Genomic DNA, 13485 nt, shown 5'->3' with positions numbered 1-13485 from the left:
GTGCTAGATAGCCTCTCGAACATCTTTAAGATTACCGAGTTACGTAACAAGATTTTGTACACGTTGATGATGTTTGCCGTGTTTAGAGCCGGCATTCACATTCCAGTACCAGGTGTAGATGCATCTGTCATTGAATCTTTGTTTACATCCGGTAACCTATTCGGTCTATTAGACTTGTTTGCTGGTGGTGCGCTTAGTAAGTTCTCTATCTTTGCAATGAGTATTACCCCTTACATCAATGCTTCCATCATCATGCAACTGCTTCAGTCTGTAGTTCCACAGTTTGAAGCATGGAGTAAAGATGGTGAGGATGGGCGTAAGAAAATAGCGAAGGTAACTCGTTATGGCACCGTAGTCCTTGGCTTTGTACAAGCCGCAGGCATGGCATTTGCTCTTAGAGCAAACAACGCTTTGGTAAATAATGATTTCCTTAGTGTATTTGTTGTGGCCATCATTCTTACAGCAGGCACATGCTTGTTGATGTGGATTGGTGAGCAAATCACAGCATATGGTATAGGTAATGGTATTTCCTTGATCATCTTTGCTGGTATCGTAGCTCGATTACCAGATGGTCTAGAAACCATTTATCAATATATCCAAAACGGAACAATTAACATGTTCCAAGCATTCTTATTTGCTGTAATTGCACTTGCGATGATTGCTGTCGTAGTAGCAGTTACACAAGGCCAACGTCGCATTCCTATCCAATACGCAAAACGCGTAGTAGGGCGTAAAATGTACGGTGGTCACTCTACATTCTTGCCGTTGAAAGTCAATCAGGCAGGTGTAATCCCAATTATCTTTGCGTCATCTGTGTTGATGTTCCCTGTGACGATTGCGCAATTTATTGACAATGAATTCGTTCATAAAGTTGCGGATCTATTTACATGGGGTACGCCGTTACAAACGGCATTGTATGCATTATTGATCTTTATCTTTACGTATTTCTATACTGCAATCTCTATCAACATTACAGATATGGCAGATAATATGAAAAAATACGGTGGTTTTATCCCAGGCATTCGTGCGGGTAAACCAACTGCTGATTATGTGGATAACGTGATGACCAGAATCACTTTGGCTGGCGCTGTATTCTTAGCTGTCGTTGCTATTATACCGAATTTCCTCGGTAGCATTACCGGCGTCCAAGGCGTATACTTTGGTGGTACGGCTCTTCTCATCGTTGTAGGTGTAGCACTTGATACAATGCAACAAATCGAGTCGCTCATGGTAACACGCCACTATAAAGGCTTTGTGAAATAGGAGGGAAACAATATGTATATTCTATTAATGGGACCTCCTGGTGCTGGTAAAGGCACTCAGGCAGCTCGACTTATTGAAAAATACGGTATTCCCCAAATTTCAACAGGTGATATGTTCCGCGCTGCGATTAAGAACGAAACACCTCTTGGAGTTGAGGCTAAGAAATACATCGATGCTGGTCAATTGGTACCAGACAGTGTAACTGTTGGTATCGTACGTGATCGCTTGGTGAAAGATGACTGCAAATCTGGATTTATTCTTGACGGTTTCCCAAGAACTACAGCACAAGCTGTATCCTTGGATGCAATCCTTAAAGAATTAGGAATTTCTTTGGACGCTGTACTTAACTTAAACGTTCCTACTGAGGAATTGGTTAAACGTATTAGTGAACGAGCTGTTCTAGAAAATCGTGCTGATGATAACCCTGAAACAGTACAGAAACGTCTAGCTGTGTACGACGAATCTACTAAACCATTAATCGACTACTATCGCAATAGCGGATTGTATGAAGAAATCAATGGTTTACAAGATGTAGACGCAGTATTTGCTGACATCATTAAGGCGTTGGAGAAATAATCTATGATTATTTTAAAATCGCCCCATGAGATTGAATGTATCCGCAAGGCAAGTAAGCTTACAGCAGACACGTTGTCCTTGTTAGTAGAAAAGGCTAAACCTGGCATCACGACGCTTGAGTTAGATACAATTGCCGAAGAATATATTCGCAGCCACGGTGGTATACCAAGTTGTAAAGGGTACTATGGATTCCCTGCAACAATCTGTGCTTCTGTTAATGAAGAAGTCGTTCATGGTATTCCGAGCGCTAAGCGCAAGCTTAAAAACGGCGATATCCTCAGTATTGATCTTGTATCATCTATTGATGGATATCACGGCGATTCGGCTGTGACGGTTCCTATCGGTCACGTCAAACCTGATGTGATGAAATTGTTAAAAGTTACAGAAGAAAGTCTGTTCAAGGGAATTGAACAAGTGAAAGTTGGTAACCGAATTGGTGCCATCGGCCACGCTGTTCAAACGTATTGTGAGAAACATGGTTACGGTGTCGTTCGCGACTTCGTAGGTCATGGTTTAGGCCGCGAAATGCATGAAGATCCGCAAATACCAAACTATGGTAGTCCTGAACAAGGACCTATTATGAAACCAGGTATGGTATTGTGTATCGAACCGATGATTACTCTAGGGACGCATCGTGTTCGTGTATTAGGGGATGACTGGACAGCAGTTACCACAGATGGTAAACCTGCTGCTCATTTCGAACATACAGTGGTTGTTACAGAAAACGGCCCTGAAATATTAACTATGCGGGAAGAACCGCGGTTAATTAAATAAAACAGGTAACCGGAGGAAAAGATATGTCAAAAGAAGACGTTATTGAGGTGGAAGGTACGGTAGTTGAGGCATTACCGAATGCCATGTTCCAAGTAGAATTGGAAAATGGTCATATCGTATTGGCTCATGTGTCAGGTAAAATGCGTATGAATTTTATCCGTATTCTTCCTGGTGATAAAGTTACTATGGAACTGACACCGTATGACTTAAATCGTGGTCGCATCACCTATCGCTTTAAATAAGCATAGGGTCCACAAAGGAGGTACTAATGAAGGTTCAACCATCAGTTAAAAAGATATGCGAAAAATGTAAAATCATTAAACGCAAAGGCCGTGTAATGGTTATTTGCGAAAATCCAAAACATAAACAAAAACAAGGATAATCTGATAGGAGGTGGATGATTAGATGGCACGTATCGCCGGTGTAGACTTACCTCGTGATAAACGAGTGGAAATTGGTTTAACTTATATTTATGGTATTGGTCCAACTTTGGCAGCTGAAATCATTGCTAAAACTGGCATCAATCCAGACACACGCGTTCGCGATCTTTCCGAAGATGAAGTCGTGAAAATCCGTGAATTGTTAGATGCTGAATACAAAGTAGAAGGTGACCTTCGTCGTGAAGAAGCACTTAACATTAAACGCTTAATTGAAATCAACTCCTATCGAGGCAAACGTCATCGTATGGGTTTACCACTTCGTGGTCAACGTACTAAAACGAATGCACGTACTCGCAAAGGTCCTAGAAAAGCAATTGCTGGTAAAAAGAAATAAGATAAAGGAGGGATAAAGCGTGGCTAAAAAAGTTGTTAGAACAAAAAGAAAAGAAAAGAAACATATTGAATCCGGTGCGGCTCATATTCGTTCTACATTCAATAACACTATCGTAACTTTGACAGATACAAACGGTAACGCGTTGTCTTGGGCTTCCGCTGGTGGCTTGGGCTTCCGTGGTTCCCGTAAATCCACTCCATTCGCTGCTCAAATGGCTGCTGAACAAGCTGCTAAAGCTGCAATGGAACATGGTCTTCGCACTGTTGAAGTATTCGTAAAAGGTCCTGGATCCGGCCGTGAAGCTGCAATCCGTGCTTTACAAGCTGCAGGTCTTGAAGTTACTTCCATTAAAGACGTAACTCCAATTCCTCACAATGGTTGTCGCCCTCCAAAACGCCGTCGTGTATAATTGATAGCGGCCGATTTGATACGGTGCTATAATTAAACTATGAACGTGTGTTGTATAGGAGGATGTTCCTGATGAGCGAAGAAAAGAAACTTAAAATCGAGAAAGTGGACATCGCCGACGGCGGTCGCTATGGTAAGTTCGTATGTGAACCATTAGACCGTGGTTATGGTATCACTCTTGGTAATAGCTTACGCAGAATTTTGCTTTCATCCTTGGATGGGGCAGCTATCACCTCTATCAAAATTGATGGAGTTCTTCATGAATTCTCTACTATTCCTGGTATTCGCGAAGACGTTACGGATATCATCCTTAACTTAAAGCAATTGTGCATCAAAGTTGAAGAAGATGCTCAATTACCTTTGGAAGTACACTTTGACTTCCAAAAGGACGGCGTATTGACAGCTGCTGATTTGGCTGAACAATTCCCACCAGAAGTAGAAGTATTGAATCCTGAACTCGTGATTGCGACAATGGATGAGACAGCTCATCTCGTAATGGATGTAGTAATCGAACGTGGCAAAGGTTACGTTCCTTCTACGAAGAATAAAAAAGATACAGATGTTATCGGTTGCATTCCAATCGATTCCATCTTCTCTCCAATTCTTCGTGCTAAATACGAAGTGAGTGATGTTCGTGTAGGCAATGAAATGGACTTTGACAAACTTACATTAGAAGTTTGGACTGATGGTTCCATTACCGCTGCTGATGCAGTGGCAAAATCTGCTGCCATTATGATTGGTTATTTAGGGAACTTCACTAAATTAGCGCACTCTGCAGACGTTGTAGATGTTAACACAGGTGAAGGCGGTATCGTTGTTGATCCAGTAGGTTCCGATAATGAAGAACCAGCTGTAGATGACGGCCCAGCAAAGATTTCCATCGATGAGTTGGAGCTCTCTGTTCGTGCGTATAACTGCTTGAAACGTGCTGGCATTAATACAATTGCAGACTTGCTAGACAAAACCATTGATGACTTAGGAAAAGTTCGCAATTTAGGCAAAAAATCCATCGATGAAATTGAGGAAAAACTCAACAATCATCCAGGTGGTTTTCAACTTAAACAAAAAGGCGAATAAGGAGGAAGACGAATGTACAGAAAATTAGGCCGCGACAGCTCCGCTCGTAAAGCGTTGTTCCGTAGCATGTTAACATCTTTCTTCCAATATGAGCGTATTGAAACTACTGAAGCTAAAGCGAAAGAACTTCGCTCTTTAGCTGATCAAATGGTAACTTTGGCTAAACGTGGTGATCTTCATGCACGTCGCCAAGTTCTTGCATACCTCATGGATGAAAGTGTAGTAAAAAAATTGTTTGATACAATTGCTCCAAAATATGAAGACCGTCAAGGTGGTTACACTCGTGTAATCAAAACTGGTCTTCGCAAAGGTGACGCTGCACCTTTGGCTATTATCGAGTTAGTTTAATCAAACTCATACGGTGTTGTAACTTACGTTGCAGCACCGTTTTTTTATTGTCAATTTTATGGTACAATCGATTAGTACAATATCGTAATATATTAGCAGTTATCGTAAAGGATGAATAAGTATTGTTAACCTTATGATATATATTTATGGCAATAATTAATGCTTAATCTATAAAGTGGATTACATTAATTTGTTGTAGTTAATGGGTCAATAATGTGATATACAATTTAAAGGTTATACTTTCATAGAAACGAAATTGACTAGAAAGATATGAGGCTATTCATGAACGAAAAAGACATTATGATTGATGTCAATCATATGAGTCATATATATACTGATGAAAACGGCAATGATGTACGCGCATTAGATGATGTGAATTTATCTATCAAGCGCGGCGAGTTTGTATGTATTATCGGTACTAATGGCAGTGGTAAAAGTACCCTAGCCAAGCATTTTAATGTGCTATTACAACCTAGCGAAGGTCACGTCAATGTATGTGGCTTTGATACGCGCGATGAAGCACATATTTGGGATATTCGCCAACATGTAGGCATGGTATTCCAAAATCCTGATAACCAAATCGTAGCGGCTGTCGTAGAAGAGGACGTTGCCTTTGGTCCTGAAAATCTAGGTATTCCTAGTGATGAAATTAGAAAACGTGTCGATGCAGCGTTAGAAGCTGTTAATATGACTGAATATAGAGAACATGGTCCTCACTTGCTATCTGGTGGTCAAAAGCAGCGCATTGCCATTGCAGGCGTGCTTGCTATGAAACCAGACTGTATTGTCCTCGATGAACCAACGGCCATGCTCGATCCAAAAGGTCGTCGTGAGGTCTTAGAGACAGTCCATAAGCTCAATAAAGAAGAGGGCATTACTATTGTCTTTATTACACACTTCATGGAGGAAGCCGTTACGGCTGACCGTGTGGTGGTTATGAAAAATGGTGTGAAATTACACGATGGCACACCTCGTGAAATCTTTAGTCATGTAGATACCTTGAAAGAACTTGGCCTCGATGTGCCTGTAGCCTCTGAAATTGCTTTCAAATTAAATGCAAAAGGTTATGAAGTGGGTAACAGCATTATAAACAATGAGGAACTAGCAGAAGGTCTTAAAGGTTCAAAACTGGCAGATCAATTAGTAAACTCTAATCATGTGGCTGCTAAGGTTGAAGAAGTTCCTGCTAGTGAGCTGACCACTGATGCAAGAGGGGAGGGATCTCACTAATGGCGATTGTATTAGATAATATTACATACACCTATGGCATGGGAACTCCTTTTGAAAAAACAGCCCTTCATGGTATATCTCTTACTATTGAAAATGGTGAATTTCTAGGTGTTATCGGTCATACTGGTTCTGGTAAATCCACCTTTGTACAACATTTAAATGGTTTATTACACCCTACAACAGGTACAGTAACTGTAAATGGTGTAGATATTAGTGCCTCCACAGAGGAAGCTAAAAAGATGCGCCACAAGGTAGGCATGGTATTCCAATACCCAGAGCATCAACTATTTGAAGAAACCATCGCTGAAGACATTGCCTTTGGTCCTAAAAATTTAGGCCTTAGTGCTGATGAAGTAGATGAACGCGTTCGTGATGCCATGAAGTTTGTAGGTCTTGACTACAATACCTATGCAGAACGATCTCCGTTTCACTTATCCGGAGGTCAAATGCGCCGCGTTGCTATTGCTGGCGTAGTTGCAATGAATCCAGACTTTTTAGTTCTTGATGAACCATCTGCAGGCCTAGACCCATTTGGTCGTGAAGAAATCTTTGAGGAAATCATTCGTCTCCATAAGGAGAAAGGAATTACGGTTATTCTTGTATCCCATAATATGGAGGATATTTCCCGCATGGCCTCTCGCCTAGTAGTACTCGATAAAGGTCGTATAGTACTCGATGGGGAACCGATGGATATCTTTAATAATCATCGAGATGCATTGCAAGCTGTTGGCGTAGATGTACCGCCTGTGTCTGTAACTATGGAGTACTTACGTGAACAAGGTCTTGATGTGTCTAACCGAGTTCTATCTGTAGATGATGCAGTACAAGCAATTCTAGAAGGAGGTAGCCATGTTAAATAACATTACTATTGGTCAATACTTCCCTGGAAATTCTTTCTTGCACCGCATGGATCCACGAGCAAAGATTATTGCTACTACTATTTTCGTAGTCGCCATCTTCTTGGCAGATTCGCCGCTAGCTTATGGTATTGTAGGTGGTTTTACAATCTTTGCAATGCTATTATCTCGTTTACCACTACGTCTTATGTGGACCGCTATTAAACCACTTTGGATTATCATTGTATTTACTATGGGGATTCACATTTTTACGACACCTGGTAATACTATTTTCCAATGGGGCATTATTAATATCACCGATCATGGTGTGGCTATGGGCCTTCAAATGGCGGCACGATTAATTTTCTTAATCTTGTTCTCCTCGTTGTTGACTTATACCACATCTCCTATTCGTTTAACTGATGGTATCGAGCATTTGCTCAATCCATTCCGTCGCATTGGCGTACCGGCTCATGAGCTGGCTATGATGATGACTATTGCACTTCGTTTTATTCCGACTTTATTGGATGAGACGGATCGTATTATGAAAGCCCAATCAGCCCGTGGTGCAGACTTTGTGACCGGTTCTATCATTCAACGAGCAAAGAATATGGTGCCCTTATTGGTACCATTATTTATCAGTGCATTTAGACGTGCTGATGAACTGGCTATCGCCATGGAGGCTCGCTGCTATCGCGGCGGTGTAAATCGTACGCGTATGAAAGAATTACAAGTGACCTATGTCGACTATATCGGTGTCGGTGCTGTTATTTTGGTTACTGTTGTACTCATTGCGTTGTGGTGGCTTGGCCTATGAGAAATATACGGATCATAGTTGCTTATGATGGCACTGATTTAGCGGGCTATCAAAAACAACCTGATGATAAGGGCTTAACCGTACAAGGTTGTTTAGAATATGGCTTATCAAAAATCTGTAATGAGCCCATTCAAATCTACGGTGCTTCTCGTACGGATGCAGGGGTACATGCAAAGTTTCAAGTATGTACCTTTCAAACCTCTGGTGCTATACCAGTAGACAATATTCCACGCGCTATGATTGCGCATATTCCAAAGGATATAGTTGTATTAGAGGCTATTGAAATACCATTAGATTGGAAACCACGTTGGAATATATACGGTAAAGAGTATGTATATACTATTCATAATCAGCTCATTGCTAATCCGTTGACGAAACGATATCACTGGCATGTAAAAAAGCCTCTCAATATTGAGCTCATGCAAGCTGCAGGTAATGAATTACTAGGTACACATGACTTTACGACCTTAAAGGGAACGAATTCTACACCGGCTGATCCAGTTAAGACGATTATGGGCATTCATGTAGAGGGAAAGGGACCCCATGTGACTATTTCTGTGGTAGGCGATGGGTTCTTATACCATATGGTACGTAATATTGCAGGCTTACTCGTAGATGTAGGCCTTGGTCGCCGTAAGGTGGAGGATATCAAAGGCTACTTAGCTGCTAAAGACCGTCGCGTTATCGGAAAAACTGCGCCCGCTCAAGGTTTATGTTTAGAAGAAATCTTCTTTACTGAGGAACGACAACAAGAGGTATTACGGAATAAATATTCTATATAATTTAAGAATAAATATTCTATATAATTTCATATAGAATATTTTTTAAACGAGTAATTATGAAACGATGAGCATAAATACTAAAAGGATACTACGAAAAAAGTAGTATCCTTTTTCTCTTATAAGTTTTAGTTATAATGCTCTAATTTATACCTATTATTATGAGAAATGATACATTGTAAACCTAAAGTATACATGATACAATGACGATATAAGACAGGTTCGTACTATACATATTTAAAATAGTAAGTTAGACTCTTGTCAGCAGTGTAATTTTTATCCTAAGGAGGGTGAATCTCTTGCAAAAACGTAAAGATTTTATCTGGAAAATGGGCGGCCAACAAGGTGAAGGTATCGAGAGTTGCGGCGAAATTATGGCGACAATCCTCGCTAAAGAAGGCTATTCCTTGTATAGCCAACGTTTATTTGCATCTCGTATCAAAGGTGGTCATACTACATTCGCATTGCGCGTAGCGTTAGAACAAATTATGTCCATCGGTGAAGGCGTAGACTTCTTATTAGCTCTTGACCAAGAAACTGTTGATATGCACGGTTCTGAAGTTCGTGATGGCGGTTACATCATCTGTGATAGCAAAGTAAAACCGGACTTCTCTAAATACGAAGGTACAAAAATCAATTGCTTATCCTTGCCAATCTCTGAAACAGCGATGAAACAAGGCTCTATGTTGATGCGTAACATCGTAGCACTTGGCATGTCCGTAGCACTTCTTGGTTTTGAAACTAAGTTGTTCAAAGATGCTATTGCTGAACAATTTGCAAAAAAATCCCAAGAAATTATCGATAAAAACTTGGCTGCTTTCGACGATGGTCATGGCCTTGTAATGGAAAAATTGGGCGATGTTGAAATCGATACATTGCCAGCTCCTGGTAAGAAAGATCAAATGTTCTTATTAGGTAACGAAGCTTGTGCTCTCGGTGCTATTGCAGCGGGCTCCCGTTTCATGGCATCTTATCCTATTACACCGGCATCCGAAGTTATGGAATTCATGATTAAAAACATGGATAAATTGGGTGCTACTGTTGTTCAAACAGAAGACGAAATCGCAGCATGCATGACAGCTATGGGCGGCGTATACGCTGGTGTTCGTGGCTTCACATGTACTTCTGGCCCTGGTCTTTCCTTGATGGCAGAATCCTTGTCCATGGCTTCCATGGCTGAATTGCCAATGGTTGTTATCGACGTTCAACGTTCTGGCCCATCTACTGGTATGGCTACAAAAGTTGAGCAATCCGATATTGATGCGGCTTGCTACAATGCACATGGCGACTACTCCGGTATCGTAATTTCTCCAACATCTATCGAAGAATGCTTCTATGAAATTCAAAAAGCTTTCAACTTGGCAGAAATGTACCAATGTCCAGTAATCTTTATGCCTGACTTACAACAAGGTTTGAATAAACAATCCGTTCCTACTTTCGATTTGAACCGTGTACCTATTAACCGCGGTAAAATGATGAAAGAAGCAGAACTTCCTGCATTGGAACAACCTAAATACTTCAAACGCTTCGAATTGACTGAAGATGGTATTTCTCCTCGTACAATTCCTGGCATGAAAAATGGTCTATTCCTTTCCACAGGCTTAGAGCATAACGAAGAAGGTAAACCAGCAGAAGCGCCTACAATGCACGTAGCGCAAACTGATAAACGTTTCCGCAAATTGGAAACTGTAGCTGATAACTACGAACCATTCTTGAACAACGCTAAATACGACGAAGCAGATGTACTTGTTGTAGGTATGGCTTCTAGCCGTGGCGCTATCGAAGAAGCAGTTGCTGAATTCGATCAAGAAGGTGTTAAAGTTAACCACTTGCAATTGCGCTTGATTAAACCATTCCCAGCAAAACAATTACAACCATTCTTTGATGCTGCGAAAAAAGTGGTTATCGTAGAGCATAATAAAACTGGTCAATTGACTAACTTGTTTAAAATCAACATGCATAAGAAAAATAAAATTTCTAGCTGCTTAAAATACGATGGTAATCCATTCACAAAAAGTTATGTGAAAAATGCGATTAAGGAGGTCCTATAATATGGCAACAGCTAAAGATTACAGAAACGATATTCGTCCTAACTGGTGCCCAGGCTGTGGCCATTATGGGGTTCAAGCAGCGATTACTGACGCTGTAGTAGCGAAAAATATTCCACCAGAAAAATTAGCAGTAATTTCCGGTATCGGTTGCTCTAGCCGTATCGGTGGTTATTTCTACGCTTACGGTGCTCATACAACTCATGGTCGTGCACTTCCTTACGCTCAAGGCGTAAAACTTGCTAACCAAGACTTAGAAGTTATCGCATTCTCCGGTGACGGTGATGCGTTCGCTATCGGTATGGGTCACACTATCCATGCTTTCAAACGTAATGTAAACATGACATACGTTGTAATGGATAACCATGTATATGGTTTGACTAAAGGTCAAGCATCCCCTCGTTCCGACATCGGTTTTGTTACAAAAACAACTCCTCATGGTGCGTTCGAGTCTCCATTGTCCATCTGTGAAACTGCGATTGCAGCAGGTGCTACATTCGTAGCTCAAAGCTACATGATCAACCGTGAAGAACTTGTTGATTTGATTCAACAAGCTATGGACCATGATGGCTTCTCCTTCATCAACGTATTTAGCCCATGTGTTACATACAACAAACGCAACAGCTATGACTGGTTCAAAGAACACTTAGTAGCATTGCCTGAAGGCTATGATCCAACAGATCGTGCAGCAGCGCTTAAAACTTTGGGCGATACAGATGGTTTGGTTACTGGTCTTATTTACCAAGATACATCTAAACCTTCCTTCGAAAAATCCTTGGCAGCAGCTAATGGCGGCGCACACCCACGTCCATTGACTGAAGACGTTGTAAAACCTGACCAAGCATTATTCGACAGCCTTTGTAATGGCTTCAAATAAGCATTAGCAGAACACAATAGATACTTGCTTATCTACATAATAAACGTGTCACCTTCGGGTGGCACGTTTTTTGTTTATCCTATATTTTGTATCTCTCATGTGTATGTAACTTTCATCTGTAGTTTAATTGTAATTGTCGCTCTTTAATGGAGACCGATTTTGATGTATTGATTTCTGCGATTTGTCCCATGTGGTTATATAACATGATATAATAAGGACATTGTATGATATTCATTGCAATTGTATCGTGTTCGTTGCAGAGGTTTTTATGAAAGCAGACGAAAAGGGGATTAGTTTATCTATCTGGACTTTGAGTTGGCCTATATTTATCGAAGTGTTCCTACAGCTGTTAGTAGGTAATATAGACCAAGTGATGATGAGTCACTACTCGCCTCAAGCGGTAGCAGCGGTAGCTAATGCCAATCAAATTTTAAATATTTTTATTATGCTCATTATTGTTATGAGTACAGCTACGACGATTTTGATTGCCCAGTATTTAGGGGCTCGGAATCAGTCCAAACTATCAGAGGTATGTACGGTCAGCTTAGTGATGAATTTTCTGTTTTCATCCATAGCGGCAGTATTCTTTATCACCTGCCATGAATGGATCTTTACATGGCTGGGAATTCCACCTGAAACGATGAGTGATACGTCGCTCTATATGACCATCGTAGCGGCGGGCCTACCGATACAAGCTATGTACTATGCATTAGTGGCTGTGTTTAGAGGTCATTCACTAACGCGTATTACCATGTACATAGCACTCGTTATGAATGTAATTCATATTATAACGAATTATGTATTAATCTTTGGACATGGACCAATACCAAGTCTTGGTGTATTAGGTGTTTCTATTTCAACATGGCTATCTAAACTGGTAGGCCTAATGATTATTGGATATACTTTTAAGAAATTATTGACCTTAAAGGTAAGCTTTACATTCTTAAAACCATTTCCGTGGCATACGATTAAGTCTTTATTGCATATCAGTGTTCCTTCTGGTGGCGAAACATTGAGTTATCAATTGTCTCAAACGATGATTATGAAAATGGTCAATATTTTGGGACTCGCAGTAATCAATACAAAGGTATATGTATCCGTTATTGCTATGCTTTGCTATGTATATACAATAGCACTCGCCAATGCTTCACAGGTAATCGTTGGATTCTTGATGGGGGCCAAACGCCAAGAGGAGGTAAGTAATCGCGTATGGCATTCTACGTTTTTAGCCATTGCTATTAACGTAGGTCTTGCTACATTCTTCTATCTTGTTAGCGATGTTGTTCTTTCTGTCTTTACTACAGATCCTGAAATTTTATCATTAGCCCATAATGTATTATTAGTAGAAATCTTCCTTGAGTTAGGTCGTGCCGTAAATATCGTTATGGTATCTTGTTTACAAGCCGCAGGGGATATTCGAACTCCAATGCTCGTAGGCATCTTTGGCATGTGGTTATGTGCAGTGCCACTATCATATCTCTTTGGCATATATTGGGGCTGGGGCCTCGTAGGTATTTGGGTTGCTATGGCTGTTGATGAAATTTTACGGGGGTTATTATTTGTGTATCGCTGGTATAGCGGTAAATGGAAAAACAAGAGACTTATTGAAGCTTAGGTTTGCGTTTCTGTTATTTTAATTAATTCCTTTTATAGTTTGTAGATATATGTAGCATTACAT

The 13485-nt window shown here is 40.6% G+C and carries 16 protein-coding genes; all 16 read left to right on the top strand.

Annotation, left to right across the window (positions count from 1 at the left end):
- The 16 genes from secY (at position 1) to VRHSUH09_RS08280 (ending at position 13422) form a co-directional block, all read left to right on the top strand.
- Positions 1-1263, top strand: coding sequence for a preprotein translocase subunit SecY (secY, locus tag VRHSUH09_RS08355; RefSeq protein ID WP_009351196.1), 1263 nt, complete (start codon positions 1-3; stop codon positions 1261-1263).
- Between the two features lie 12 nt (positions 1264-1275).
- Positions 1276-1839 carry an adenylate kinase gene (locus tag VRHSUH09_RS08350; RefSeq protein WP_009351243.1) on the top strand — a complete coding sequence of 188 codons (564 nt, stop codon included), beginning with the start codon at positions 1276-1278 and terminating at the stop codon, positions 1837-1839.
- 3 nt (positions 1840-1842) lie between these two features.
- Positions 1843-2613 (top strand): type I methionyl aminopeptidase, encoded by a 771-nt coding sequence (map, locus tag VRHSUH09_RS08345; RefSeq protein WP_009350994.1) that lies wholly within the window; start codon positions 1843-1845, stop codon positions 2611-2613.
- Positions 2614-2636: 23 nt separating this feature from the next.
- Complete coding sequence (gene infA / locus VRHSUH09_RS08340) at positions 2637-2855, top strand: translation initiation factor IF-1 (protein ID WP_004695147.1); 219 nt, start codon at positions 2637-2639, stop codon at positions 2853-2855.
- A 26-nt stretch (positions 2856-2881) separates the two neighbouring features.
- Complete coding sequence (gene rpmJ, locus VRHSUH09_RS08335; RefSeq protein WP_004695148.1) at positions 2882-2995, top strand: 50S ribosomal protein L36; 114 nt, start codon at positions 2882-2884, stop codon at positions 2993-2995.
- A gap of 23 nt (positions 2996-3018) precedes the next feature.
- Positions 3019-3387 (top strand): 30S ribosomal protein S13, encoded by a 369-nt coding sequence (rpsM, locus tag VRHSUH09_RS08330; protein WP_009351251.1) that lies wholly within the window; start codon positions 3019-3021, stop codon positions 3385-3387.
- A 19-nt stretch (positions 3388-3406) separates the two neighbouring features.
- On the top strand, positions 3407-3796 hold the full coding sequence (rpsK, locus tag VRHSUH09_RS08325) for a 30S ribosomal protein S11 (RefSeq protein ID WP_004695151.1): 390 nt from the start codon (positions 3407-3409) through the stop codon (positions 3794-3796).
- A gap of 71 nt (positions 3797-3867) precedes the next feature.
- Entirely contained in the window at positions 3868-4872 is a 1005-nt protein-coding gene (locus VRHSUH09_RS08320; protein WP_009350978.1) for a DNA-directed RNA polymerase subunit alpha, read from the top strand.
- 12 nt (positions 4873-4884) lie between these two features.
- The gene (rplQ, locus tag VRHSUH09_RS08315) at positions 4885-5220 is read left to right on the top strand and encodes a 50S ribosomal protein L17 (RefSeq protein WP_054748636.1); all 336 of its coding nucleotides are present in this window, start codon (positions 4885-4887) and stop codon (positions 5218-5220) included.
- Positions 5221-5502: 282 nt separating this feature from the next.
- A complete protein-coding gene (locus tag VRHSUH09_RS08310; protein ID WP_105081918.1) occupies positions 5503-6450 on the top strand; it encodes an energy-coupling factor transporter ATPase in 948 nt (315 codons plus the stop codon).
- Entirely contained in the window at positions 6450-7310 is an 861-nt protein-coding gene (locus tag VRHSUH09_RS08305) for an energy-coupling factor transporter ATPase (protein WP_105081917.1), read from the top strand. The genes VRHSUH09_RS08310 and VRHSUH09_RS08305 overlap by 1 nt, the downstream gene beginning before the upstream one ends.
- Positions 7300-8103 (top strand): energy-coupling factor transporter transmembrane component T family protein, encoded by an 804-nt coding sequence (locus VRHSUH09_RS08300; protein WP_105081916.1) that lies wholly within the window; start codon positions 7300-7302, stop codon positions 8101-8103. The genes VRHSUH09_RS08305 and VRHSUH09_RS08300 overlap by 11 nt, the downstream gene beginning before the upstream one ends.
- Positions 8100-8885, top strand: a complete 786-nt coding sequence (truA, locus tag VRHSUH09_RS08295; RefSeq protein WP_054748629.1) for a tRNA pseudouridine(38-40) synthase TruA — start codon at positions 8100-8102, stop codon at positions 8883-8885. Before VRHSUH09_RS08300 ends, truA begins: the two co-directional genes overlap by 4 nt.
- Positions 8886-9181: 296 nt before the next feature.
- Positions 9182-10933, top strand: coding sequence for a 2-oxoacid:acceptor oxidoreductase subunit alpha (locus VRHSUH09_RS08290; protein WP_105081915.1), 1752 nt, complete (start codon positions 9182-9184; stop codon positions 10931-10933).
- A gap of 1 nt (position 10934) precedes the next feature.
- Complete coding sequence (locus tag VRHSUH09_RS08285) at positions 10935-11807, top strand: 2-oxoacid:ferredoxin oxidoreductase subunit beta (RefSeq protein ID WP_105081914.1); 873 nt, start codon at positions 10935-10937, stop codon at positions 11805-11807.
- Between the two features lie 268 nt (positions 11808-12075).
- Positions 12076-13422: an MATE family efflux transporter gene (locus VRHSUH09_RS08280; protein ID WP_105081913.1), complete on the top strand. Its 1347-nt coding sequence runs from the start codon at positions 12076-12078 to the stop codon at positions 13420-13422.
- Positions 13423-13485 lie beyond the last annotated feature (63 nt).

Origin of the sequence: Veillonella rogosae JCM 15642, from assembly GCF_002959775.1 — a bacterium.
In the GTDB taxonomy this organism is placed as follows: domain Bacteria; phylum Bacillota; class Negativicutes; order Veillonellales; family Veillonellaceae; genus Veillonella; species Veillonella rogosae.
Note: the sequence above shows the minus strand (reverse complement) of the source record. Positions and strands in the feature narration are given on the sequence as shown.

Excerpts from the sequence above, each read along its gene's own strand:
- VRHSUH09_RS08350 (WP_009351243.1), top strand. The coding sequence starts at position 1,276 with ATGTATATTCTATTAATGGGACCTCCTGGTGCTGGTAAAGGCACTCAG.
- map (WP_009350994.1), top strand. The coding sequence starts at position 1,843 with ATGATTATTTTAAAATCGCCCCATGAGATTGAATGTATCCGCAAGGCA.
- infA (WP_004695147.1), top strand. The coding sequence starts at position 2,637 with ATGTCAAAAGAAGACGTTATTGAGGTGGAAGGTACGGTAGTTGAGGCA.
- rpmJ (WP_004695148.1), top strand. The coding sequence starts at position 2,882 with ATGAAGGTTCAACCATCAGTTAAAAAGATATGCGAAAAATGTAAAATC.
- rpsM (WP_009351251.1), top strand. The coding sequence starts at position 3,019 with ATGGCACGTATCGCCGGTGTAGACTTACCTCGTGATAAACGAGTGGAA.
- VRHSUH09_RS08320 (WP_009350978.1), top strand. The coding sequence starts at position 3,868 with ATGAGCGAAGAAAAGAAACTTAAAATCGAGAAAGTGGACATCGCCGAC.
- rplQ (WP_054748636.1), top strand. The coding sequence starts at position 4,885 with ATGTACAGAAAATTAGGCCGCGACAGCTCCGCTCGTAAAGCGTTGTTC.
- VRHSUH09_RS08310 (WP_105081918.1), top strand. The coding sequence starts at position 5,503 with ATGAACGAAAAAGACATTATGATTGATGTCAATCATATGAGTCATATA.
- VRHSUH09_RS08305 (WP_105081917.1), top strand. The coding sequence starts at position 6,450 with ATGGCGATTGTATTAGATAATATTACATACACCTATGGCATGGGAACT.
- VRHSUH09_RS08300 (WP_105081916.1), top strand. The coding sequence starts at position 7,300 with ATGTTAAATAACATTACTATTGGTCAATACTTCCCTGGAAATTCTTTC.
- truA (WP_054748629.1), top strand. The coding sequence starts at position 8,100 with ATGAGAAATATACGGATCATAGTTGCTTATGATGGCACTGATTTAGCG.
- VRHSUH09_RS08285 (WP_105081914.1), top strand. The coding sequence starts at position 10,935 with ATGGCAACAGCTAAAGATTACAGAAACGATATTCGTCCTAACTGGTGC.
- VRHSUH09_RS08280 (WP_105081913.1), top strand. The coding sequence starts at position 12,076 with ATGAAAGCAGACGAAAAGGGGATTAGTTTATCTATCTGGACTTTGAGT.